At 44.5% G+C, this 22,603-nt stretch carries 24 protein-coding genes and 4 tRNA genes; 8 read left to right on the top strand and 20 right to left on the bottom strand.

Annotated elements, in window-relative coordinates:
* Positions 1-20 precede the first annotated feature (20 nt).
* The 3 genes from lipB to rpoD form a co-directional block, all read right to left on the bottom strand.
* Positions 21-680 (bottom strand): lipoyl(octanoyl) transferase LipB, encoded by a 660-nt coding sequence (gene lipB / locus KT990_RS05590; protein ID WP_086044564.1) that lies wholly within the window; start codon positions 678-680, stop codon positions 21-23.
* Positions 681-830: 150 nt separating this feature from the next.
* A complete protein-coding gene (locus KT990_RS05585; protein ID WP_004280625.1) occupies positions 831-1,118 on the bottom strand; it encodes a YbeD family protein in 288 nt (95 codons plus the stop codon).
* Positions 1,119-1,231: 113 nt separating this feature from the next.
* A complete protein-coding gene (gene rpoD / locus KT990_RS05580) occupies positions 1,232-3,166 on the bottom strand; it encodes an RNA polymerase sigma factor RpoD (protein WP_228730826.1) in 1,935 nt (644 codons plus the stop codon).
* Between the two features lie 346 nt (positions 3,167-3,512).
* Here rpoD and KT990_RS05575 point away from each other — a divergent pair, with 346 nt between their 5' ends.
* Positions 3,513-3,719 (top strand): PA3496 family putative envelope integrity protein, encoded by a 207-nt coding sequence (locus KT990_RS05575; protein WP_005169810.1) that lies wholly within the window; start codon positions 3,513-3,515, stop codon positions 3,717-3,719.
* Between the two features lie 71 nt (positions 3,720-3,790).
* Complete coding sequence (locus KT990_RS05570) at positions 3,791-4,315, top strand: YecA family protein (protein WP_005169813.1); 525 nt, start codon at positions 3,791-3,793, stop codon at positions 4,313-4,315.
* A 67-nt stretch (positions 4,316-4,382) separates the two neighbouring features.
* Here KT990_RS05570 and KT990_RS05565 read toward each other — a convergent pair whose 3' ends face one another.
* The 4 genes from KT990_RS05565 to KT990_RS05550 form a co-directional block, all read right to left on the bottom strand.
* Positions 4,383-4,808 (bottom strand): ABZJ_00895 family protein, encoded by a 426-nt coding sequence (locus tag KT990_RS05565; protein WP_100329106.1) that lies wholly within the window; start codon positions 4,806-4,808, stop codon positions 4,383-4,385.
* Between the two features lie 30 nt (positions 4,809-4,838).
* The gene (locus KT990_RS05560) at positions 4,839-5,456 is read right to left on the bottom strand and encodes a DedA family protein (RefSeq protein ID WP_074383408.1); all 618 of its coding nucleotides are present in this window, start codon (positions 5,454-5,456) and stop codon (positions 4,839-4,841) included.
* A gap of 87 nt (positions 5,457-5,543) precedes the next feature.
* Positions 5,544-5,822, bottom strand: coding sequence for a hypothetical protein (locus KT990_RS05555; RefSeq protein WP_005097750.1), 279 nt, complete (start codon positions 5,820-5,822; stop codon positions 5,544-5,546).
* A gap of 206 nt (positions 5,823-6,028) precedes the next feature.
* On the bottom strand, positions 6,029-6,961 hold the full coding sequence (locus tag KT990_RS05550) for a rhodanese-related sulfurtransferase (protein WP_005097749.1): 933 nt from the start codon (positions 6,959-6,961) through the stop codon (positions 6,029-6,031).
* Positions 6,962-7,159: 198 nt separating this feature from the next.
* On the opposite strand from KT990_RS05550, the gene KT990_RS05545 reads away from it, so the two are divergent.
* From KT990_RS05545 to KT990_RS05530, 4 genes are all read left to right on the top strand, one after another.
* A complete protein-coding gene (locus KT990_RS05545) occupies positions 7,160-7,645 on the top strand; it encodes a DUF1289 domain-containing protein (protein ID WP_035337988.1) in 486 nt (161 codons plus the stop codon).
* Positions 7,646-7,691: 46 nt separating this feature from the next.
* A complete protein-coding gene (locus KT990_RS05540; RefSeq protein WP_218209278.1) occupies positions 7,692-8,303 on the top strand; it encodes a LysE family translocator in 612 nt (203 codons plus the stop codon).
* A 90-nt stretch (positions 8,304-8,393) separates the two neighbouring features.
* Positions 8,394-10,199 (top strand): DUF2157 domain-containing protein, encoded by a 1,806-nt coding sequence (locus KT990_RS05535; RefSeq protein WP_218209277.1) that lies wholly within the window; start codon positions 8,394-8,396, stop codon positions 10,197-10,199.
* Positions 10,196-10,768, top strand: a complete 573-nt coding sequence (locus KT990_RS05530) for a GDYXXLXY domain-containing protein (RefSeq protein ID WP_005097744.1) — start codon at positions 10,196-10,198, stop codon at positions 10,766-10,768. The genes KT990_RS05535 and KT990_RS05530 overlap by 4 nt, the downstream gene beginning before the upstream one ends.
* 69 nt (positions 10,769-10,837) lie before the next feature.
* Here the strand turns inward: KT990_RS05530 and panD are convergent, their stop codons facing one another.
* The 11 genes from panD to KT990_RS05475 form a co-directional block, all read right to left on the bottom strand.
* Positions 10,838-11,218, bottom strand: a complete 381-nt coding sequence (gene panD, locus KT990_RS05525; RefSeq protein WP_005097743.1) for an aspartate 1-decarboxylase — start codon at positions 11,216-11,218, stop codon at positions 10,838-10,840.
* Between the two features lie 146 nt (positions 11,219-11,364).
* Positions 11,365-11,946 (bottom strand): aminoacyl-tRNA hydrolase, encoded by a 582-nt coding sequence (pth, locus tag KT990_RS05520; RefSeq protein WP_074383404.1) that lies wholly within the window; start codon positions 11,944-11,946, stop codon positions 11,365-11,367.
* Between the two features lie 18 nt (positions 11,947-11,964).
* Complete coding sequence (rplY, locus tag KT990_RS05515) at positions 11,965-12,261, bottom strand: 50S ribosomal protein L25 (protein WP_005097741.1); 297 nt, start codon at positions 12,259-12,261, stop codon at positions 11,965-11,967.
* A gap of 98 nt (positions 12,262-12,359) precedes the next feature.
* A complete protein-coding gene (locus KT990_RS05510; protein WP_005097740.1) occupies positions 12,360-13,313 on the bottom strand; it encodes a ribose-phosphate pyrophosphokinase in 954 nt (317 codons plus the stop codon).
* 36 nt (positions 13,314-13,349) lie between these two features.
* A tRNA-Gln gene (locus tag KT990_RS05505) sits at positions 13,350-13,424 on the bottom strand.
* A 92-nt stretch (positions 13,425-13,516) separates the two neighbouring features.
* Positions 13,517-13,591 (bottom strand) — tRNA-Gln (locus tag KT990_RS05500).
* A gap of 20 nt (positions 13,592-13,611) precedes the next feature.
* A tRNA-Gln gene (locus KT990_RS05495) sits at positions 13,612-13,686 on the bottom strand.
* Positions 13,687-13,711: 25 nt separating this feature from the next.
* Positions 13,712-13,786 (bottom strand) — tRNA-Gln (locus KT990_RS05490).
* Positions 13,787-13,788: 2 nt separating this feature from the next.
* On the bottom strand, positions 13,789-14,616 hold the full coding sequence (ispE, locus tag KT990_RS05485; protein WP_218209374.1) for a 4-(cytidine 5'-diphospho)-2-C-methyl-D-erythritol kinase: 828 nt from the start codon (positions 14,614-14,616) through the stop codon (positions 13,789-13,791).
* A 21-nt stretch (positions 14,617-14,637) separates the two neighbouring features.
* Positions 14,638-15,216, bottom strand: coding sequence for a lipoprotein insertase outer membrane protein LolB (gene lolB, locus KT990_RS05480; RefSeq protein ID WP_005097737.1), 579 nt, complete (start codon positions 15,214-15,216; stop codon positions 14,638-14,640).
* A gap of 7 nt (positions 15,217-15,223) precedes the next feature.
* Positions 15,224-16,936, bottom strand: coding sequence for a tetratricopeptide repeat protein (locus KT990_RS05475; RefSeq protein ID WP_100329191.1), 1,713 nt, complete (start codon positions 16,934-16,936; stop codon positions 15,224-15,226).
* 78 nt (positions 16,937-17,014) lie between these two features.
* On the opposite strand from KT990_RS05475, the gene hemA reads away from it, so the two are divergent.
* On the top strand, positions 17,015-18,298 hold the full coding sequence (gene hemA / locus KT990_RS05470) for a glutamyl-tRNA reductase (RefSeq protein ID WP_218209276.1): 1,284 nt from the start codon (positions 17,015-17,017) through the stop codon (positions 18,296-18,298).
* 81 nt (positions 18,299-18,379) lie between these two features.
* Here hemA and KT990_RS05465 read toward each other — a convergent pair whose 3' ends face one another.
* Both KT990_RS05465 and KT990_RS05460 read right to left on the bottom strand, forming a co-directional pair.
* Positions 18,380-20,293 carry a DNA primase gene (locus KT990_RS05465; protein WP_180191118.1) on the bottom strand — a complete coding sequence of 638 codons (1,914 nt, stop codon included), beginning with the start codon at positions 20,291-20,293 and terminating at the stop codon, positions 18,380-18,382.
* 193 nt (positions 20,294-20,486) lie between these two features.
* Positions 20,487-21,479 carry an outer membrane protein assembly factor BamD gene (locus KT990_RS05460; RefSeq protein WP_218209275.1) on the bottom strand — a complete coding sequence of 331 codons (993 nt, stop codon included), beginning with the start codon at positions 21,477-21,479 and terminating at the stop codon, positions 20,487-20,489.
* A gap of 71 nt (positions 21,480-21,550) precedes the next feature.
* Here KT990_RS05460 and rluD point away from each other — a divergent pair, with 71 nt between their 5' ends.
* Entirely contained in the window at positions 21,551-22,603 is a 1,053-nt protein-coding gene (gene rluD / locus KT990_RS05455; RefSeq protein WP_218209274.1) for a 23S rRNA pseudouridine(1911/1915/1917) synthase RluD, read from the top strand.

The following is a 22,603-nucleotide window of genomic DNA, read 5'->3' as shown; positions in this document are numbered from 1 at the left end:
GGGGCTGAAATGCAAAGGCTTTATCTTTGCTCGACAGTTACTTGCTTAAAGTACCCGCTGTGACGCAAAGTTTCAATAATTTCAGTGCACAACTGGCTGAATTGGGGTGGGTGTTCGAGCAGGTCACTCATGCGTACCATTTCCAGTCCTGCATAGCCACAAGGGTTAATGGTATTAAATCCGCTCAAGTCACAATCCAGATTTAAGGACAGACCATGATAGCTACGACCTTTGCGAATTTTAAAACCGAGTGAACCGATTTTGCGCTCAGCAACATAAACCCCTGGTGCATCCGGTTTGGCATAGGCATCAATGCCATATTTTTTCAGCAAGTCAATCATCAGGTTTTCAGCATAAGACACCAAGGTGCGCACATTCCAGCCCAGACGATTCAGGTCAAACATAAAGTAAGCCACCAATTGACCGGGACCATGCCAGGTCACCTGACCGCCACGATCGGTCTGAATCACCGGAATGTTGCTTGGTATTAAAATATGTTCCGGTTTCCCTGCCTGACCTTGAGTCAGTACATCCTGATGTTGCAAAATCCACAATTGATCCGGGCTATGTTCATCACGGGTTTCCGTAAATGTTTTCATTTCCAGAAAACGATCTTCATAAGGTGTGAGGTCGTGATATTGACGAATGATCAGCTCGGGCTTTTGCAGCACATCAGTCACAGGGAGTGTCCTTAGTAATTATAAAAACTGATCATAATTATAATGGCTTCGGCATGAAATAGGGGCGAGATCTGCAATATTTAAGCGCTAGCTCAGTCATTGTACAGGCATAAAAAAACACGCCCGGAAGCGTGTCTTTTGTATTTTCGATTACAATGCAGTTTTAATCAGCGGGCAGGCGGCCAAATCTGCATACACTGCATGCACCTGTTCCAGCTCCAGAAAGCGCAGTTGTGCGGTAATGGAGTGATATTTGCCAGTACGTGATGGTGTAATACTTACGCTATCACCTTCAAAATCTGGAAAATGTTTTAGAAAAATGTCGATGACAGCGTGACGCAATTCATCGCCCGCAAGGCCAATCAGTTTAATCGGATAATCCATAGGGAAAACCCAAAGATGTTCTTGAAGTTCACGAGATGGTGTACGGTCTAACATGGTAGTCCCCCTAATTTTAAACGCCTGCAATCATGCAGGCGTTTGGGTCTGTCTTGGCTACTTAAATGGAGACTGATGATCAAATTTCAAGTCTCCACATCAAGTATCAAATCTTAATCATTCTCAAGGAATGAACGTAAGTGTTCTGAACGCGATGGATGGCGAAGTTTACGCAGTGCTTTGGCTTCAATCTGACGAATACGTTCACGTGTTACGTCAAACTGTTTGCCCACTTCTTCCAAAGTATGGTCGGTCGGCATGTCGATACCAAAACGCATTTTCAGGACTTTGGCTTCACGTTCAGTCAGGTTTTCCAGAACTTCACGTGTTGCTTCTTTCAGGCCTTCAGACGTTGCAGCATCAATTGGTGACGTGATGTTGCTGTCTTCAATGAAATCACCCAGATGCGAATCTTCATCATCACCGATCGGTGTTTCCATCGAAATCGGTTCTTTGGCGATTTTCAGTACTTTACGTACTTTAACTTCGTCCATTTCCAGACGTTCGCCCAGTTCTTCAGGCGTCGGTTCACGCCCCATTTCCTGTAGAAGCTGACGAGATACACGGTTGATCTTGTTGATCGTTTCAATCATGTGTACCGGAATACGAATGGTACGTGCCTGATCGGCGATTGAACGGGTGATCGCCTGACGAATCCACCAGGTTGCATAAGTCGAGAATTTATAACCACGACGATATTCAAACTTGTCCACCGCTTTCATCAAGCCAATGTTACCTTCCTGAATCAGATCCAGGAACTGCAAGCCGCGGTTAGTGTATTTTTTCGCAATTGAAATCACCAGACGCAAGTTGGCTTCGACCATTTCTTTCTTGGCGCGACGTGCCTTAGCTTCACCAACGGCCATGCGTTTGGCAATGTCTTTAATGCCTTTAACATCAAGACCTAATTCTTTTTCAATATCGGCAATCTTTTGCTGGAAGGCCAATACATCTGGACGTACTTTTTCCAGATAGGCTTTCTGGTCTGCAGGTGTTTTCGCGATCTGTTCATCTAACCAGGCTGGATTCGATTCCTGTCCCGGGAAAGAAGTACGGAACTGGGTACGATCCATACGACCACGGCGCACGGCATAACGCATCACTTCACGTTCTGCACCACGGATCTGGTCATGCGTACCACGAATCATTTCTGAAATGATATCGAATAGACGCGGCGTGAATTTGAACATCATGAATACGGTCGCCAGTGCTTCCAGCGCAGCTTCAGATTCTTCGCTGTCACGACCATGTTTTTCGATGGCTATTTTGGTATTCAACCATGCATTTTCAAGTTCAGTGAAGCGCGCTTTGGCAATTTCAGGATCTGGACCAGAATCAGCTTCTGAATCATCTTCAGTTTCAGCTTCTTCCTCTTCATCATCGTCCAGTTTTACATCTTTGGTCGATTTTTTCGAGTCAGTCTTGTCTTCAGCGATCTCGACTTCTTCTTCGAGTACTTCAGGAATTTCTTCGTCTGATTCAGGATCTAAATAACCCGATAACAGGTCAGCAAGACGGCGTTCGCCCGCTTCATAATCTTTATATTCTTGGAGTACAACTTCTACCGCATTGGGCCAGTAAGCAATCGAGTGCAAAACATCACGAATACCTTCTTCGATGCGCTTTGCAATGCTAATTTCGCCTTCACGGGTTAAAAGCTCAACGGTACCCATTTCACGCATATACATACGCACAGGGTCAGTTGTACGACCTGGCTCATTTTCTACAGAGGCCAGTACGGCTGCAGCTTCTTCTTCTGCAACTTCATCGGCAGCTTCTGTAGTATCTTCGAACATCGTATCATCAGATTCAGGCGCGCGATCATGTACAGGAATACCCACGTCATTCAGCATCTGAATGATATCTTCAATCTGCTCGCTTTCTGTGATGGAGTCCGGCAGATGATCGTTAACCTCAGCGAAGGTTAAGTAACCTTGTTCTTTGCCTCGGCTAATCAGAGCCGCTACTTGTGAAGTAGGGGAAGTCATATCGCTCATCTTTTGCTTACTCTTCGTTGAATCTGTGACAGGAAAAACCGTACAACTTATGCACGATTTAAGCTCATTAAATTTAGTGAATAGCCTACGTATTTCATCAGAGTATTCAGCATTCAAGCTGTCTGATAAAATATTTAAAATGAAATTCAGTAATTTAAGATGGGGATGAATTTGTTATTTTCAAGTCCAACCCCGGCATCTGTGTATTTGACCAAAAAATGTGTAGTCAAAAAACATAAGGACGCAGGGTGGATTATATCATGTCACACAATGTCCTTAAAAAAAAGCCCTATTTACAACTTTAAAATACGAAAATTTAAATAAAACTTGACTTGTGGTTTTAGGCAAGATAAATAGCGCTAAAACCATTTACATTTTTCACTATGAGGAAGTTTTAGTGTCTTCTACAGATTTTGAACTAGATGATAGCTTCGGTGAGGATGATGTTAATTTCGATGAAGCTTCCAGCAAGCTGAGCGCTAAAGAGTCGTTGGAAAAACGTCGTCTGATTGATGATTTACTTTCACAACGTCGCTTGGAACGCGAACTCAAAGATTTTGACTATGACTTCGACGATGATGACGATTTTGATGACGAAGATTAACGAATTCGGATTTAGCATGGCCTGAATAAATGCTATGCTAAACCTTTCGGTTTTCTAAGTTTGGATGTTAGATGAGTGCTTTAGATTTAGACCTGTTGAGTGAATATCTAGATGGTGACCAAAATGAACATGGTCTAGATTTCGCAGCAACCCATGGTTTCTTATGTGCTATTGCAGTAGGCCCAAAATTCGACAAATGGTTAGACGAGCTTTTTGATAGCAATCAAAAGAAAGTGCCTGCAGAAATCATCACTCAGGTACAAGCATGGTTAGAGTCTATCCGTCAAAGCTTAGCCAATGAAGAAGGGATTACATTCCCATTTGAAATTGAAGAAGCAGACACCGAATCAAGCTTGGGTGACTGGAGTGTGGGCTTTGTCGATGCCATGTTCCTGAACGAAGAAGCTTGGTTTACTGAAGAATTTGAAGAGCAACTGGTAGATTTAACTCTGCCAATCATGGTCTTCAGCGGCATTGATGATGAAGATCCGCAAATGGAAACTTTCCGTCGCAATGGCCAGTTAATGGACGAACTTGCAGAAGAAATTCCAGACAACTTAAATGAATTGTATCTGATGTATCACACTCCAGAATAATTCATAAAAAAAGCACCGCACGGTGCTTTTTTTAGCTTTGGACTTTTATCAAAGCATCGAAGGGATTTTACTTTCTTTCAATACCGACCCGTTTGCTCAGACTGTAGCGGGCATAGCTATTATAGGCAATATGAAAGATCAAACCATGCACCGCAATCACAGCGGCCATCAGAAATGAATTCGGGCCCCTTCCGGTATAAGCCATGTTGTTGAAGATGGCTTCAGTCTGTGGATGCATCCAGATCACAACAAATATAAAAATAAACCCAAATGTAATCGCAATGATGGTAGAACCCCATACCAGTTTGCTTTTCTCTTCCTTACTGGGTAAATGTTGTTCTCTCTTCACAAAGTATCGGGCACTGAGAAAGGCTGACGCGATCAGGGCCGGGATCAGGAGAATCGCGCCCAGATTGAATACATAAATGAGTACGCCCACGAATAGAACCAAGCTAAGATAAACGGTAGCAAAATATTTAAGATAGTGCGACATCGTTTTAGCCTCCTTCATGCTGAGGTCTATTCAGGATGGACGATTTTTACGCTGCTGTCTACGGTAGATAACCCAGGCAATAATGACTATAACAATCGCAATAATCACATAACTGACTTTACTGAAAATTTGCTGCATCAACTCTTGGTTTTCACCAAAGTAAAATCCGACACAGGCCAAAAACGTGGTCCAGATGATGGTTCCGAGTGTGCTATAGAACATGAATTTCCAGAAGGGCATACGGCTCATGCCGGCAGGAATGCTGATCAGTGAGCGGACGGCAGGAACCATACGGCCAAAAAACACAATCCGATGTCCATAATGTTCAAACCAGCTCAGTGATTTTTTCACATCATTGGATTTGATAAACAGATATTTGCCATAACGGTCGACAAACTTGAAAATGGAATCGTGATTGAATTTATAACCCACCCAGTACAGCAAGGCTGCTGCTAGTAATGAGCCAATGCAACCGGCCATGATCACCCCGACCAGTATTAACTCACCCTGAGAGGCCGAATAGCCCGCAGAAGGCATAATGATTTCGGAAGGGATGGGTGGGAAGACATTATCCAGAAACATGAGCAGGGCAATACCCCAGTAGCCCAGTTGTTCCATGACGGAAATAATCCATTCAGTTAAATTCATAAGATGGTCAAAATAAAAAATACTGCCTGTATCCTAAGCAGTATTTTTTATGCGGTAAAGTCTTGGAATATAAATGAGCAGGCAGAATCAGCTATGTGTCAGCGTATAAATATAGACTTTGCGTAAGCCATAGGCCAAACAGACAGGTAAAACACTCAGCAGCATAAAATGAATGACACTGGTATTAAGATGATAACCAATAAACAGCGCTAAAATCGCGCCAATCACAGTTCCCAAGATGACCACAAACACATGTGACTGGCTCTCAAGCTCGTCATTAACCTGATGAAGTCGTTGTTGTTTTATATTCTCTTTGGGTTGAAACTGAACCAGATTATCTGGATCTCGAGCAAGTGAACTGGTCATGTTATATTCCTTTTCATTTTAAAATTTAAGTTAATAATGAAAGACTTGGCTTAAGATAGACTTTTCAATAGACTAGCAATCTTGCTTGGAAAAAAATAAGGTTCTTGGTAATGAATTGGTGAGAGTTTTATTACTGTTGTAATTTTTATGTAAATAAAAAACCCTCCGAAGAGGGTTTTTATATATTTTCTTACAAAGCGGCTGGCTTAGAGACGTTTACGTTTTGCTGCCAGAATTTGGGACTGACGCATACGGAAACCGTCTTTTTGTTTCTCTGTGGTCTTGTCAATGCAGTACACGCAAGAGACACCATGTTCATAACTTGGCAGCGCCACTTCTTCAGGAAGCAAAGGCCAGCCACAGGCATGGCATTTGGTGTTTTGACCTTCTTCGACACCGTGTGTTACTGCTGTACGGCCATCAAATACGAAGCATTCGCCTTCCCACATACTTTCTTCAGCCGGAGTTTCTTCCAGGTATTTTAAAATACCGCCTTTCAGGTGATACACCTCTGTAAAACCTTCTTGCAGAAGCAGAGAGGTTGATTTTTCACAGCGAATACCACCGGTACAGAACATGGCAATTTTCTTGTCTTTGTGCTGTTCCAGATTATTTTTCACATATTCAGGGAATTCACGGAAGCTTTCAGTTTTCGGGTCAATCGCGCCTTTGAACGTTCCTGCTTTGTATTCGTAATCGTTACGGGTATCAACCAGAATCACGTCATCACGCGCAATCAGTTCATTCCATTCCTGAGGATCAAGATAGTGACCGACCAGATCACGTGGTTTCACTTCTACCCCTAAAGTCACGATTTCTTTTTTTAATTTAATTTTCATTTTACGAAATGGCTTGTCAGAGCTGTCTGACTCTTTATATTCCATCTCAACAAAGCCTTCATTGAGAAGGAACTGGTGAATTTGATCAATCGATGCACGGTCACCTGCAACCGTACCGTTAATCCCTTCACCCGCTACAATGAGTGTTCCACAAAGGTTGATTGTTTTTACCAAGTCTAAAAGACGTTGTTGAAGATCGGCAGGATCTTGAACTTCTTTGAATTGATAAAGTGCGGCAACAACCCAACCTGAGGTCGCTTGCTGTTCTACAGGTGCAAGCTGTTCTACAGTAGCGTTCATGGAATACTCCAACGTAGCATGATAATTTAAAGGCGCATATTTTAGCGTGATTCGAGTGAATAAGCGAGTAAAACACTTGCCTTTTAACAGGCTTCAATTCATGGGGGAGAGCGTGTATAGTCATGCCCGACCCGGAATTTTGTAAAGTTTTATGCAGTGATGCAGGTACTGGAAGTTGCAGTATCTTTGGAGTGTGTTTTGAGTTCAGATCGTCGTATTGCGTCTTTAACCCCGTGTGCTGGGCGTTGCTCGACCGTATTTGGTGATGCGGTATGTCGTGGTTGCCGCCGTTTCAATCATGAGGTGATTCACTGGAACACTTATGGCGCTGATCAGCATCATGCCGTATGGCGGCGTCTGGATGCACAGCTGGATCAGATTTTAGTGCCGTTGTTGCCACATGCAGATATCGTCAAGGTTCAAGCCTTTGTGCTGTCAAAACGGGTACGTTTACGTGACGATGCCTCCAAAGGGCGTAAGCTGTATCATGCTTTAAAGCTCTGTGAAAAAAATCGGCATTTTACCGATGATAGTGGTTTGGGGATTCATTATAAGCAGGTACGTCCACTCTGGGATGAATTTGAGCGCCGGATCCTGGCTTTGGCCACTGCCAGTTATGATCTGGCTTTTCTGCGGGCGGATGGTATCAGTCAACATCTGATTCATCTGCAGGAAGAGGAATAAGTCCTCTTTTTTTATGCAGAAAAATAACAACAGCTGAGGGAAGAGCATGAATATCAGTGAGTATCTCTTGTATTGTCTGGCTGTTGTGGTAATGATCGCCACGCCTGGTCCGGTGATGTTGCTGGTGGCGAGTTCCGGTCTAAAAGGCGGTTATGCTGCGGCTTTTAGAACTATTTTTGGCACCAATTTTGCTTCATTGATATTGATTGCTTTATCGATATTAAGCCTGAAAGGCTTGCTGGTCATTAATGAACAGTGGCTGGATGCCATCAAGTTGCTGGGTTGTCTGTATATTGGTTATCTGGGGCTGCAAATATTTCGGGAGGTGATTTTTCAGCAAGCAGAGTCAGCTCAAAAGAAGTTATCTCCGGTACGTGGCGGCTTTCAGCAGGGTTTTCTGGTCGGTATTTCCAATCCCAAAGATATTATTTTCTTTGCGGCTTTTTTCCCGCAGTTTATTGGTATTACATCTGATCTCGATTTAAGTCTCATAATCTTAACCCTGAGCTGGATCGTGCTGGATTTCCTGACCCTGTCAGTGGTGTATTTGGGTTTTAATCGTTTATCCCGTTCTCGGTTGTATCCGCATTTGCTGGCCTTGTGTGGTCTCATTCTGCTGATCATTGCTCTTTACGGCATTTATCAGATCCTGATTTAAAAAAGTACTGCACAGTTGTAAGATTCCTGCCTGGCATATGCGCTAAAAATCATGCTAAGGTAAAATCAAATAAAAATTGAACAGATCAGCATGTCTAAAACAGTACCCAAGCCCGATCATCCATTCTCACCGCTGTTATTTATTCAACCTGCTGTTATTCAGATTCTTCAAATCATTGGACTCGCGCTGATCGCTGTCAGTATCGTATATCTGCTGGCAGCAAACTGGTGGATGCTGCCGAAATTTGTCCAGTTGTTTATGCCGCAAGTTTTATTGCTGGGTTCGGCATTGCTGAGTGTGCATTTCGCTGCGCGAGAAAAGTTAAGACAAAGTCTGGATACTGTATCGGGTTTAATGCTGGGCTTAAGTCTGGCGGTGATTGGGCAGATTTATCAGACCGGTGCTGACAGTTATCAATTGTTTTTGCTTTGGGCCTTGTTACTTTTGCCTTGGCTGTATCGACCGAATATTGGTGTGTTTGCATTATTTTGCGTGGTCAGCCAGCTGGCGCTTTATTTTTATTTTAAACAAAGCTTTTGGTTGGTACGTGCTGAAACTGCCTATCTGCTCAGTCTTAATCTGTTGACCGGACTGAGTCTGATCTATGCATTACGCTATTATCCGGTTTTACGCTATCTGTTGATTGCCGTGGTGGTACTCATTTCGGTATTTAGCATGTTTCGATTTATCGACTCGAATTCGATCTGGTATTTGGCTTCGGTACTGGTCTTAGCACTGTTATTTAGTACTTATTTCTATACTCGGCAGCAACAGCTGGAAACCAGTTTGCTGGTTGCAGGGCTTGCACTGAGTTTTAGCATTCTGATTTTTGATCTCACAGACCAATATTTGCAAAATTCAGCTGCAGGCTTATTGGTGCTGGCTTTGCTCATCTTTGGCTGGTTTGCGGCGATTAGTGCGCTGCTGATAAAGCTGTTACCCCAGAGCCGGTTTTCGGTCATTCCACTGGCGCTGGGCGCATGGATTGCTGGTGTGATACTGGCCATACTGTTGCTGACCTATTGGGAAAGTTTATCCATCCTGATGGGGCTAATCTTTATCGGGATTGCCTGGTGGTTGATTCATAGCAAGCCTTCAGTTTTTCTGCGGCAATTGGCTTATTGTTTGTGGGTCTGCGGTCAGGCTGCTGTCCTGATTCATACCGAATTGTTGACAGATAGTTTATTGCTGATCTGGCTGATACAAATCGGTATTACGTTGCTAAGTATCATGAATCGCATGCATTGGCTGGTGCTGCTATTACAGTTATTACTGGCTCATGCGTTGGGAATTGCAGTTTTAATCGAGCAGCACCCATTTTCTCATGACCATCGCCTGATCACATGGATCATGCTGTTGAATTACAGTGTGCTGACCGTGGCTTTACTCACTGCAAGACACTGGCTTGCTTCAGCTTATGCCAAAAGTGTGAATCTGTGGATGATCAGTATTTTGGCAGCAACGGCTATTTTTCAATGTCTGTTGCAATTTGGCGTAGCGCAGCAACTGCATCCGCGCGGTATAGATGAAGCAATTGTTTTCTATATTTTACCCGCAGTATGGCTGCTGAGTTTTATCGGAATACATCTGAAGCAATTTTCGCTGACACCACTCTGGCTGATTCCTGCCGTAGGCATTTTACTGATTGCACTGGGCTATTTTGAAATTTTCATCATTCTGGTACTTATGGCCTGGGCGATGGTCAATCAACAGCGATTGATGCAGGCCTTATTGGTTCTGTTACTGATCTTCTGGTTATGGTTGCTGTATTACAATCTGGGACTCAGCTTTTTATTTAAGAGTGTCAGTATCTTTGCTTCAGGTCTGCTGGTTTTGCTTCTGGCTTATGTGTTGAGCTCACCGAAATTTCAGTCGAAAACAGGAGTAGCCTCATGAAAAAGTTCTGGGTGCTACACCTGAGTATTTTTAGTATTGCCTTATTTGTGGGCTTAATTATCCAGCATGAATGGCATTTAAGAAATAGTCAGAGTATTTTTGTTAAGTTGGCGCCCGTCGATCCGCGTTCGATTTTGCAGGGCGATTATATGGCACTGAACTATCAGTTGCATTTTGCTGGTCTGGATGCTGATGAAACTGCCCTGAATCAAACAGGTTCGGATATCACTATTCAGGATTTTAAAGATCGGTCTCAGATCGTGAGCTATGTACGCTTGGATGCACAACGACGAGTGATACGAAGCAGTTTTGATCCGCGTCTGTTACAAGTTCATCCAGCATCTTCCGCAAAACTGCTGTTAAAGAATCCACGCAATAGTTTTGAAGCTTTATATCCGGCGGCCAATAGTTTTTTATTCGCCGAAGGCCTAGAGCCGTGTTATCGCAATGCCAAATTTGCCGAACTTAAGCTTAAGGAAAATGGAAAGGCTTTACTGGTTAATCTTGTTGACTCCCATTTAAAGCCCCTAAATTGTGAAAGTTCTAAAAGCTGGCGGCAGGGCAGTTAATTATATTTAGTCATTCTGGCCATAAAAAAGCCCGCGAGGTGCGAGCTTTGGGAATCTGGTCGCATCGACTTAAGCGACTTGTACCGGAATACAGTTGGCAGTATGGCTGACGGTATTGTTTGGATTTGCATAGACCAAGCGTGGCTGATGTGCATTTGCTTCAGCTTCAGTGAAATCACCAAAAGTTGCAATAATGATGATATCGCCTACATCGGCTTGATGTGCAGCGCCACCATTGACTGAAATGATGCCTGAATTATCTTCGCCACGAATGGCATAAGTTGCAAAACGTTTACCATTGGTCACGTTCCACACATGAATTTCTTCGTATTCGCGAATGCCAGCTAAATCCATCAAAACGCCATCAATTGCACATGAACCTTCATAGTGTAATTCTGCATGTGTAACGTGAGCGCGGTGAATTTTGCATTTTAATAAACGAGATAGCATGGCTAGCGTCCCCTGAGTTGAACTAAGACTTTGATCATCATATGGTTGAATCAATTTCTACGACACTGGATAAGTGGGTAGGCTTGCGCATTTTGCGCTTAAATGATCTTTCTGACAAGCGGAATTGTCCAGCGATTTTTGAATGATCAGTTCGGCTTATAGGCATTAATTTGATTCATGGCTTGCTGTACTTCTGCATTCACCAGCATTTTGGTACGTGCGAGCGCATGTGAAATTGCATCATCCATTAACTTTTGTTCGCTGCTGGGCGCTTTACTGAGCACATGACCAGAAACACGGTCTTTGGCACCAGGATGGCCGATTCCAATACGCAGGCGATGGAAGTTTGAACCAATATGCGGCACGATATCGCGTAGACCATTATGACCACCGTGACCACCACCCGTTTTCAGGCGAATGACACCAGGATTCATATCCAGTTCATCATGGGCAATCAGGATCGATTCAGGTGCGATATTGTAGAATTTGGCGAAAGGAACAACACTTTTACCGGAAAGGTTCATAAAGGTTGTAGGTAGAAGAAGACGAACGTCTTGACCTTCGATATTGCCACGACCACTAAATCCATTGAATTTCGGGTCTTTCTTGAGGGTAATGCCATATTGCTCTGCAAGGCGTTCTACGAACCAGGCCCCTGCATTATGGCGGGTTTGGGCATACTCAGAACCTGGGTTGCCCAAACCAACAATCAGTGAAATATTTGACACTAATTACACCATTAACACTTATGCGCGTTTAAAGTCAGCGTGCATAGGCGTGTTTTTAGCTGGGTGACGTTGTAAGGCTTGGATTTTCACGCTTTCAACTTTACCGTCTACATCAATTTCGATAACTTCTTCAAAGAAAGAGTTATTTTCTAAGAATTTAACAAGCTGACGAAGCTCAAGAGTAACAGCTACAGGAGCAGCTTCGCCACCGTAGATGATTGCAGGAACTTTAGCTTGAAGACGAAGGCGGCGGCTCGAACCTTTCCCTTGAACTGCTTCTTCACGTGCTGCTGCGTTTAATACGAAGTTTGCCATGATAGACATCCTATTTAAGTTAAATGAACCAGACTTGCGACCAGTCTAGTGAGTAAAAGCCCTACCAAATGGCAGGGCTTTGAAAATTCAGCGCTCTATTATAGATAAGAATCGAACATTGCGCTAATAGATTCTTCGTTGTTAATGCGACGAATCGTTTCGGCAACCATGCTGGCTACGGAAACCTGGCGAATCTTGCCCAGTGCTAAAGCTTCATCTGAAAGTGGGATGGTGTCACAAACCACCAACTCATCAATCACAGAATGTCTTAAGTTTTCTAATGCTTTACCAGAAAGTACTGGATGCGTTGCATAAGCAACAACCTTGCGAGCACCGAAAGTTTTCAATGCATCAGCTGCTTTGCATAAAGTGCCTGCAGTATCTACCATGTCATCGACGATGACACAATCACGATCTTTCACATCGCCAATCAAATGCATCACTTGTGATTCATTCGCTTTTTGACGACGCTTATCGATGATTGCAAGATCGATATCACCCATTTGTTTCGCAACAGCACGTGCACGAACCACACCACCGACGTCAGGTGAAACCACCATCAGGTTGTGATGTGACTGCTGACGTAAGTCAGCAAGTAGCGCTGGTGTACCGTAGATGTTGTCTACAGGGATATCGAAGAAACCTTGGATCTGGTCAGCATGAAGATCAATCATCACAACGCGGTCAATACCTACAGTCGTCAGCATGTCTGCAACGACTTTAGCAGTAATTGGCACACGGCTTGAACGTGGACGACGGTCTTGACGAGCATAACCAAAGTAAGGAATCACGGCAGTAATACGACCTGCACTTGCACGACGCAAAGCGTCAGCCATGACTAAGATTTCCATCAGGTTATCGTTAGTAGGAGCACAAGTAGGTTGCACGACGAATACGTCTTTACCACGAACGTTTTCAGTAATCTCGACAGCGATTTCACCATCAGAGAACTGACCTACAGAGGCAGCGCCTAGAGGAATATGTAAGTGACTTACGACTTTTTGAGCGAATTGTGGATGCGCAGATCCACTAAAAACGACAAGATTGGGCATGAAGCACCCTTGGCGGTTGGGATATATGGGAATAGATGGCAGGGGTAGCTGGATTCGAACCAACGGATGCCGAGATCAAAACCCGGTGCCTTACCACTTGGCGATACCCCTAATGCGGCAGAACTTTAATATTTTTACGGTAAAGTGTCAAGGTAAATTAACAGTCTTACAGCAAATGAGTGTTCTGTCTTTTTTCGAGAAAATGGCAGGGGTAGCTGGATTCGAACCAACGGATGCCGAGATCAAAACCCGGTGCCTTACCACTTGGCGATACCCCTAAATTTGATGAACTGTAAGATGGCAGGGGTAGCTGGATTCGAACCAACGGATGCCGAGATCAAAACCCGGTGCCTTACCACTTGGCGATACCCCTAATACAGTACATCTACAGGTGAAAATGGCAGGGGTAGCTGGATTCGAACCAACGGATGCCGAGATCAAAACCCGGTGCCTTACCACTTGGCGATACCCCTATCTACACTTTAAACTGAACTAAAGGTGATTCTTGTAAACTGTTGACCAGGTAAGCTTTACATGGTGCATTTGCAAGAATATCTTCGATATTCAGATTTTCAGTGACTTCAATAAACACACAAGCACCTGTACCTGTAAGTTTTGCAATACCGAACTGGTCGAGATATTGCATCGCTTCATCGACTTCAGGATATAAGGATCGAGCCAGTGGCTCAAAGTTATTTCCAAAATCAGATGGCGTTTGCTGATAGGCGCAAAATTTAGTGCTCTTCGTGTCTCTTGTCAATGCTTTTTGCGAAAAAAGCAGTTGAGTGCTGATAAAACAGTCAGGTTTTAACACAATGAATTGTTTTTGATCTAAGTCTATGAATGTTAAGTGTTCGCCAATGCCTTCAGCCCAGGCATTTCGACCATGTACAAATATCGGTACATCTGCACCCAGCTTGACTCCGAGATCTGCCAGTTGCTCGATATTTAAACCGCACTGCCAGAGCTGGTTCAGCACAATCAGGGTGGTGGCTGCATTCGACGAACCGCCACCGAGTCCAGCACCCATCGGGATATTTTTTTCCAGACGAATCTTTAGTCCGGATAGTGTTTGAGCATAGGGCTTCAACAGTTGTACCGCACGATAGATTAAATTTTGTTCCAGATCGACTGAGGCCAGCCCTTCAATCTGGATGTGTTGATTATCTGTTTGTTCAAACGCCAGCCAGTCATACAGATCAATCAGCTGAAAAATACTTTGCAGCTCGTGATAGCCATTTTCACGGCGACCGGTAATATGTAAGAACAAATTCAGTTTAGCAGGCGAGGGAACACGAATCATCATGGGCTAACATCAGGTCAATTAACGGTTTTCAATGATCATTGTAATACGGTTTTCCGCACCATTTTCAAGTGACTGCTTTAAAATCAAGCGGTTTGGCATTTTGGCCTGCGCATTGTAATTGAGATCGACCGTCCAGCCCTGTTCAATAATCTGGCTAATCCGCTGTGTATCATCTTTTTGCAATTTAGCAGTCGTTGTCGCAGGGCGGGCCTGTACCCAGTCCACTAAATAGCTGATCGGTGCTTGCCAGCCTGTGGCGCGTTGCAGTAATTCTTCGGCACTTGCCGCCTGAATCACACCTGTTTTAGCACTGTTTAATGTGACTTGGCCGGGCGTGCCGGAAATCTGGGTTTTGCCCACACCTAAAATGCCACTCAGCTCAATATCAAATTCTTCTTGCTGTTGTACCCAGGTAAAGAATGCACTGCCGGTCTGTTGCGGTGTGCGCACACCAATTTTACCTTGCAGCTGGAATTGATTATCTGCCTGTACAGAAGGCGTCACTGGCGTTTGCGGATTGATCATCTGCTGACAACCAGTTAAGAATAAAGCAGTTGCTGCAAAGGCACAGCAGCCCAATTGGCTTAAATTGCGCATAAAAGAATTAACTCGTTTGGTTTTGTGGTGCTAACAATAGCGAATTAAGTTGTTTTAATTCGGGGTCATTTGGATGGTTTTGTTGTAATTGTTGTAACACTTGATGGAAGTGTTGTATATCACCATTCATGTACAACGAACGCGCATAACGTACCCCAATCTTCACGCTTGGATTGAGTTGATACGCTTTGTATAACACATCTGCAGCCGTGGCAAAGTCATTCTGTAAATAACAGATATAACCATAGGTATCCAGAATGGAAGCCTGTTCCGGTGCATATTCCAGTGCCTGTTCGACATAGCGGCGCGCTTCTTCCAGACGCCGGTTCTGCATTGCCAGGGTATAGGCATAGGCATTCAGATAGGTCGGACTATTCGGTTCAATCTTGAGTAAATTTGCCAGCAATTCATCCAGCTTGTTGCGATCCTGATGTGGATCTAGCAATAGCACTTGTGCATAAACCAGTTCCGGATCATCCGGCAGGTTTTTGCTGGCTTCTTCTAGCAGGCGGATCGCGGCTTTTTTATTCTGCATACGCGTTAAAATATCTGCCTGGGCCAGATATAAAAAGCTGGCATGTTGCGGATAATTCACCCGTTCCTGAGTCAAGAAACGCAGCGCATCATGCAGCTTATCCTGCTGGGCAAAAATCGAGATCATGTTACGACGCGAGACGGTGTACAGACTGCCATCGACCAGACGATAATAGGCTTTGGCGGTTTCATAATGCTGTTTGCGTTCAGCATTCACTGCCAGATAATAATAGGCTTCATTTTGATACTGTGCAGAATAACGCAGTTCGACCAGATGTTTTTCGGCCTTCTCGTATTCTTCCAGATCAATACTGGTCAGTCCGGCAATAAACAAGGCTTCTTCAGCCGTTGGCCATTTTTTTAGAATATCCTGCAGTTTTTTTAGCGCTAAAGTCGATTCATTGAGCTTGACCAGATATTTGACTTCGGCCAGACGCACATCCAGATTGTTACGGTGTTTACGGCTGGATTTTTCATACCATTGCAGAGTTTCCTCTGGATCGTCGAGAGCATTCAGCAGATTGGCTTTCATCAGGATATAACCAGTCGCATTCGGACGTTTTTTTAGAGCACGGTTAATGGTATTTAAAGCCTGTTCCAGCTGACCATTTTGTGCTTCCAGACCGGCCACCAGCACCAGAATAGACGGATTGTCTCTGGCTTTGGTGGTGCTTAAAGCCTGAATCAGATAGCTGCGGTCTTCTGTGCCTTCAGGTGAAATCCCAGCGAGAATTTCTTCCAGATCGGCACTGTCATCAATTTGCAGGATTTTCTCTAAGGTCTCTGCCGCCAGCTCATACTCATGCGCTTTCAGGGCAATATGGGATAAATAAAATAAGGCGGGGACATCCTGCGGCTCCTGTACCACCCAGTGGGTCGAGATATCGAGGGCTGCCTGTAAATCATCATGTTCCAATGCAACATTCAGTGCACGCTGCTTGACCGTGGTGGAATTGCTCTTGATTGCCAGAACCGTATAGTTGTGCAAAGCAGTCGGAATGTCATGTGCGGCAATGGCAAACTCGGCCATCATACTTTGTTTTATGGCATCATAATTTTGATTTGCATGGTAAACTGCTTCCGCTGCATAAAGATGAGCAGTTGAAGCCATGCTACCCACCAATAGGAATGTGGTAGAATATTGCTTAATTGTAGGGCCGTTGATACGGCTGATTGTTTGACGCAATTTTTCTTGATCCAAGTAATGCTTTTTATGACACCGATATTGCACAATAGCATAAATTTATTGAAATGATGACCTGATATGTCTTTCTTTGCATTGGGTGTCAACCATCAAACTGCCTCTGTAGAACTGCGGGAACAAGTTGCGTTTAACCCTGAAAAGTTAAGTGTCATTCTTGCCGAGCAAAGCCAACACCCTGAATTAAACGACATGGTGGTGGTGTCTACATGTAACCGAACCGAAGTTTACGCGATGTCTGACAATGTCGACATGGTGCTGAACTGGCTCGCCCAAAAAAATGGGGTGGATGTCAAACAACTGCAAAATCATGTCTATCGTTATGAAAATGCCCAAGCCGTGACGCACTTGATGCGTGTCGCCAGTGGTCTGGATTCACTGATGCTGGGTGAACCGCAGATTCTGGGACAAGTCAAAAATGCACTTTCTCTTGCCAAAGACTCCCAGACGGTGTCACGCAGTTTAAACCGAATTTTTGAATATGCCTTTTATGCGGCCAAACGGGTTCGTTCCGAGACTGCTGTCGGCAGTCATGCGGTATCGATGGGCTATGCGGTTGCACAGTTGGCCCTACAGGTATTTAGTCATCCAGACAAGCTCACCATTATGGTGGTAGCAGCCGGGGAGATGAACAGTCTGGTCGCCAAGCATCTCGCAGAAATGGGTGTGGGCAAGATTATTATCTGTAACCGTACCCGAGAACGTGCAGACATTCTGGCGCAGGAAATTGCGCATCGGGTAGAAGTAGAAATTATTGACTTTGACCAGCTGGCAGACAATCTGCATCGCGCCGATGTGATTTCCAGTTGTACCGGCAGTCTGCATCAGGTGATTCATTTTGCAGATATCAAAGCGGCACTGAAAAAACGCCGTTACCAGCAAATGTTGTTAGTCGATCTGGCCGTGCCACGTGATATCGATCCTAAAGTTGAAAAACTTGATGGGGTATATCTGTATGGCGTCGATGATCTGCAAAGCGTGATTGAGGAAAATCTGGCGCATCGTCGTCAGGCTGCGGTTGAAGCCGAAGTTATGGTGAATCAGCTCGCAACAGAACTGATGGCCCAGCAAAAGGTCAAGCAGGCCGGGGCCACCATTCATGCTTATCGTGACCATGGTGAAGAGTTGCGGCAGGAAGAACTGGCATTGGCGCTGCAACGTATTGCCCAGGGTGAAAAAGCAGAAATGGTTATGGCTGAGTTTTCGCACCGCCTGACACAGAAACTCTTACATCCGACTTCTATTGTGCTGCGTGAGGCGGCCAAGGCGGAAGATCCAAGCTGTTTTGAAATGATGCGCGATACCTTGCAAGAGGTAGTTGATACACGCCGCAAGACCAAACATTAGCGAGCTCTTTAACAATAGCTATTTTGAAGAACGGCGTTTAGAGATAAACGCCTTATTTTTATTTGAAGCGATTTAAAACTGTTAATCGTCCAATAAGGTCATGGAGCGTTTTTTATCAATTTCGTAAATCTGCATTTTCAGATTCTTCATTTCTGCAATGCTGCTAAATTTTTTCGATTTTATCTTGTTTTTCAGACACTGATATTGCAGCTTGGTCGAGAAGTCTGCCGCCAGTTTGTCGGCCTGTTCAGGCGAAGAGGTATAATCGCTCACATTGGCATGTTGTAGAATATGCTGTAATTCATGATGATGTACTGCACAGGCACCTAAAACATAATAGATCGACAGTTCAGGATCATCCGGCAGGTCATCAAAAATCACATTCAGAATATTTAGGATTTTAAACAGCAGCTGATCTTCAGATACCAGCGCACGCAAGGGTTCAAAATGAATATACAAATAGGGATGATTCATCAAAATTGCAATCACATATTCTTCAGCATCAATTTTGGTGCTAAAACTTAAGGATGCATCGGTATTGACCTTGGGTTGCCATTTACGGTTAAAGCCCAGTTTCTCGCGGAAAAATTGCTGCAGCAAATAGCGGAATGAGCCATGTTTAGGCAATAATTCGGTCAGATTTTTCAGTTCACCCATGACCTGACTTTTACCTTCAGGGGTGGTGATGTCCTGATTTTGGGTCAGATGGGCAAACACGAAGTCCGACATCAGCGGCGCCTGATCCAGCAAGCGTCTAAAGTTTTCGATGCCTTCACGGCGGATCAAGGAGTCCGGGTCATGGTCAGCAGGCAAAACAAAGAATTTCAGCTCACGGCCATCACTGAGTAATGGCAGGGCAATGTCCAGCGTTCGGCGTGCAGCTTTTTGACCGGCAGCATCGCCATCAAAGGCAATGGTAATCCGGTTGTTCTGCTTAAACAGAATGTTCAGATGGTCGGTATTACTGGCAGTCCCCAGTGTCGCGACTGCGCCATGAATGCCGTATTGCTGCAATGCAATCACATCCATATAGCCTTCGACCATCAGCCATTCCTGGGCTTTCTGCTTTCTGCCTTCATATAGCCCATAAAGCAACTGGTTCTTATGGAAAACTTCAGAGTCTGGCGAGTTGATGTATTTGGGCTTGATCTCGTCATTGAGCGCACGGCCACCAAAGCCGACCACACGACCCTTGGTATCACGGATCGGAAAAATTACCCGCTCTCGCAGTAGGTCAAAATCACGGCCACTGTCGCTGGTACGAATCAGCCCCAGTAGTTTCAGGCCTTCAATATCCTGAGGAAAGGCTTTTTCCAGATGTTGCCAGTCTTCAGGTGCATAACCTAAGCGCCAATAGGCAATGGTTTCTGCAGTCAGGCCACGTTGCTTGAAATATTGCTGTGCACTGGAACTGTTGGGTAACTGGCGTTCATAAAACTGCGCGATATTTTCCAGCAGGTCGTATAAGTTGCCGTCTTGCTGAACTTCGGCCATTGGCATGTGCTCAAAAGCAGCAAAAGGGTCGCCGTAGAAATCCTGTTCGGAGGCCTGAAACTCTGCAAATGGATCAAAAGAAGCATCCGACACAGAATATTCTTGTGCTGGGCGTTGCGGAGCTTGCGTATTCTCAACTTTGGTCGCAGCGACTATTTTCGGTTTGGCTGATTCCCGTTTGTATTTTAATTTATTGGAATCAGTATTGTCTTTTGGCAGTTCAATGCCGGTCTGACTGGACAGGTCTTTCATCACTTCGACGAAATTACGGCTACCAATGTCCATTAAAAAACGGATGGCGTTGCCATTGGCCTGACAGCCAAAACAGTGAAAATATTGTTTGTCACGATAGACGTGAAAAGAGGGCGATTTTTCCTGATGGAAAGGACAGCAGCCCGAATAGGTACGGCCAGTTTTTTTCAGTTTCACGAATTGACCAATCACATCGACAATATCGGTGCGATCGAGAATCTGATCAATCGTATGTTGAGGAATTGCCATAATCTGCTGAGCTTCTCGTGCTGCGTATCTAAGGTTTAAGTGATTGAATCAATAGGATTGAACTGATTCAGGTCAATTCTTTTTAACTTCCTTTGTATACCTTTTGCACGATTTGTTCAAGCCTGGCCGGGACAAAGCAAAAGGGCAAGTATGATACCTTGCCCTTAAAGAAAATGCACCTGTGACAGTCGGCTTATTCGGCAGTCGGTTCAGGTTGCTCTGCTTCGGTATTTTTAGGACGATCAAGCAAACCAAAAGACACACGATTGGTCAGGCTGCGCTTTTCAGTTTCTGGCGCATCCGACTCTGCATTGTTGTCAGTCACCGTCTTGGCTTCTTTACCAAAAATACCCAGTGTGGCACGGTTAAAGAAACTGCTTTCGCTACGTGCTGCACGCAAGTTGACCGTACCATCAGATTTCACCAGATTTGGATAATTCAGCTTTAACACATCAATATATTGCTGAGAGGTTGCTTTATCACCCAGTTGATCATAGCCATAGGCAATCGTTGCCAGTGCTTCTGGAATCTGAGGGGTTTGTGGATAATGTTCCACCACCCATTGTGCACGTTCAACCGCAGCCAGATAGGCTTTACGTTTTAAATTAAAGCGTGCCGCATTCATTTCATGCTCAGCCAGTTCCTGACCGATAAATTTCATGCGCTGCGCTGCATCGACCGCATAGGTGCTAGACGGATAGCGGCGAATGAAATCGACAAAATTCTGATAAGCCACTTTCAGATAGCTGACATCACGATGCGACTGTTTCAGCGAGGTATAACGCAGCAGACCATTATAGTTCTGCTCCATATTGGATACGCCGCGTACATAGTAAGCATAGTCGACATTTGGATGTTGTGGATTCAGACGGATAAAGCGCTCTGCCAGTGCCACTGCACCTTCATAATCTTTTTGCTGAAATTTTACATATAACAGTTCAAGCTGCGCTTGCGGAGCATACTGACTGGTAGGGAAATAGGTTTCCAGTGCTTCTAGCTGTTTTGCGGCATCGGTATATTGATTACGATCTAGCGCTTTCTGTGCTTTTTGAATATAAACTTGCTCGCTAGATTCAGGACCTTTATCCACGACTTCTTTTTTGGGATTACTGCTACAGCCTACCATTGCCGATGCAATGCCAATCGTGAGGGCAAGCATTGTCATTTTATAATGTGGTAGCGACATAAAAATTCCTCTGTTAATACGGGCAATGAGCTACAATTGCACTATTAAACCACTTTTGTCTGAATGAGCAAATGAGTCAAGCACAATCTTCCAATTCTAATATCCCTGATACTGATTTCAATTTACTTGAAGATTCTGAGGATGCAGATAACCATACTTCAGAAGCAACTGCAACACGTTTATCGTTGCAATTTCAACTGGATGAAACTTATATCGGGCAACGGATCGACCAGATTGCCGCGATGGTCTGGAGCGATTTTTCCCGAGAAAAATTAAAGCAATGGATCAAAGATGGCAATTTATTGGTGAATGGTCAACCGGTCAAGCCGAAATTTAAAAGTGATGGTTTTGAAATCCTGACCTTAAATGTCGAGCTTGAAGCGCAAACGCGAAACCTGCCGGAAGATATTCCACTGGACATCATCTATGAAGATGATGACATTATCGTCATTAACAAAGCTGTCGGCATGGTTGTGCATCCGGGCGCAGGCAATACATCGGGTACTTTGGTGAATGCTTTGTTACATCATTATCCAAAATCGGCTGAACTGGCACGTGCCGGTCTGGTACACCGTATTGATAAAGACACCAGTGGTCTGTTGGTCGTCGCGAAAAATCTGGAAGCACAGTTCTCTCTTAGCAAACAGCTTGAGAAAAAATCAGTATATCGCCTGTATGATCTGGTGGTTTACGGCAATATTATTGCCGGCGGTACCATTGACGAACCGATCAAACGCCATCCGGTAGATCGTGTGAAAATGACTGTACTTCCAGGCGGTAAAGATGCCGTGACGCATTACAACGTCAAAGAGCGTTTCCAGCATTTCACCCGTGTTCAAGCCCGTCTGGAAACCGGACGTACCCACCAGATTCGTGTGCATTTTAGCTATATCGGCTTTGGCCTGATTGGTGATCAGGTGTATATGCCGCGTGTACGTATGCCGGCAGGTGCATCACAATTATTAGATGATACTTTACGTGGCTTTAAACGTCAGGCCTTGCATGCAGCAAAACTCGGTCTGACCCATCCGCGTAGCAAAGAAGAAATGACCTTTGAAGCGCCGTGGCCGGAAGATTTTGCCAATCTGATTGAAGTGCTGCGCACCGAAAACAAAGCCTATTAA

Source organism: Acinetobacter sp. F9 (assembly GCF_019195275.1).
Lineage (GTDB): Bacteria > Pseudomonadota > Gammaproteobacteria > Pseudomonadales > Moraxellaceae > Acinetobacter > Acinetobacter pseudolwoffii.
The sequence above is the reverse complement of the archived record's forward strand: the minus strand, read 5'-3'. Positions and strand labels throughout refer to the sequence as shown.

Coding starts and splice junctions, on each gene's coding strand:
- KT990_RS05585 (WP_004280625.1), bottom strand. CDS start 1,118: ATGTTAGACCGTACACCATCTCGTGAACTTCAAGAACATCTTTGGGTT.
- KT990_RS05570 (WP_005169813.1), top strand. CDS start 3,791: ATGAGTGCTTTAGATTTAGACCTGTTGAGTGAATATCTAGATGGTGAC.
- KT990_RS05565 (WP_100329106.1), bottom strand. CDS start 4,808: ATGTCGCACTATCTTAAATATTTTGCTACCGTTTATCTTAGCTTGGTT.
- KT990_RS05560 (WP_074383408.1), bottom strand. CDS start 5,456: ATGAATTTAACTGAATGGATTATTTCCGTCATGGAACAACTGGGCTAC.
- KT990_RS05555 (WP_005097750.1), bottom strand. CDS start 5,822: ATGACCAGTTCACTTGCTCGAGATCCAGATAATCTGGTTCAGTTTCAA.
- KT990_RS05550 (WP_005097749.1), bottom strand. CDS start 6,961: ATGAACGCTACTGTAGAACAGCTTGCACCTGTAGAACAGCAAGCGACC.
- KT990_RS05540 (WP_218209278.1), top strand. CDS start 7,692: ATGAATATCAGTGAGTATCTCTTGTATTGTCTGGCTGTTGTGGTAATG.
- KT990_RS05535 (WP_218209277.1), top strand. CDS start 8,394: ATGTCTAAAACAGTACCCAAGCCCGATCATCCATTCTCACCGCTGTTA.
- KT990_RS05530 (WP_005097744.1), top strand. CDS start 10,196: ATGAAAAAGTTCTGGGTGCTACACCTGAGTATTTTTAGTATTGCCTTA.
- panD (WP_005097743.1), bottom strand. CDS start 11,218: ATGCTATCTCGTTTATTAAAATGCAAAATTCACCGCGCTCACGTTACA.
- rplY (WP_005097741.1), bottom strand. CDS start 12,261: ATGGCAAACTTCGTATTAAACGCAGCAGCACGTGAAGAAGCAGTTCAA.
- KT990_RS05510 (WP_005097740.1), bottom strand. CDS start 13,313: ATGCCCAATCTTGTCGTTTTTAGTGGATCTGCGCATCCACAATTCGCT.
- ispE (WP_218209374.1), bottom strand. CDS start 14,616: ATGATTCGTGTTCCCTCGCCTGCTAAACTGAATTTGTTCTTACATATT.
- lolB (WP_005097737.1), bottom strand. CDS start 15,216: ATGCGCAATTTAAGCCAATTGGGCTGCTGTGCCTTTGCAGCAACTGCT.
- hemA (WP_218209276.1), top strand. CDS start 17,015: ATGTCTTTCTTTGCATTGGGTGTCAACCATCAAACTGCCTCTGTAGAA.
- KT990_RS05465 (WP_180191118.1), bottom strand. CDS start 20,293: ATGGCAATTCCTCAACATACGATTGATCAGATTCTCGATCGCACCGAT.
- KT990_RS05460 (WP_218209275.1), bottom strand. CDS start 21,479: ATGTCGCTACCACATTATAAAATGACAATGCTTGCCCTCACGATTGGC.
- rluD (WP_218209274.1), top strand. CDS start 21,551: ATGAGTCAAGCACAATCTTCCAATTCTAATATCCCTGATACTGATTTC.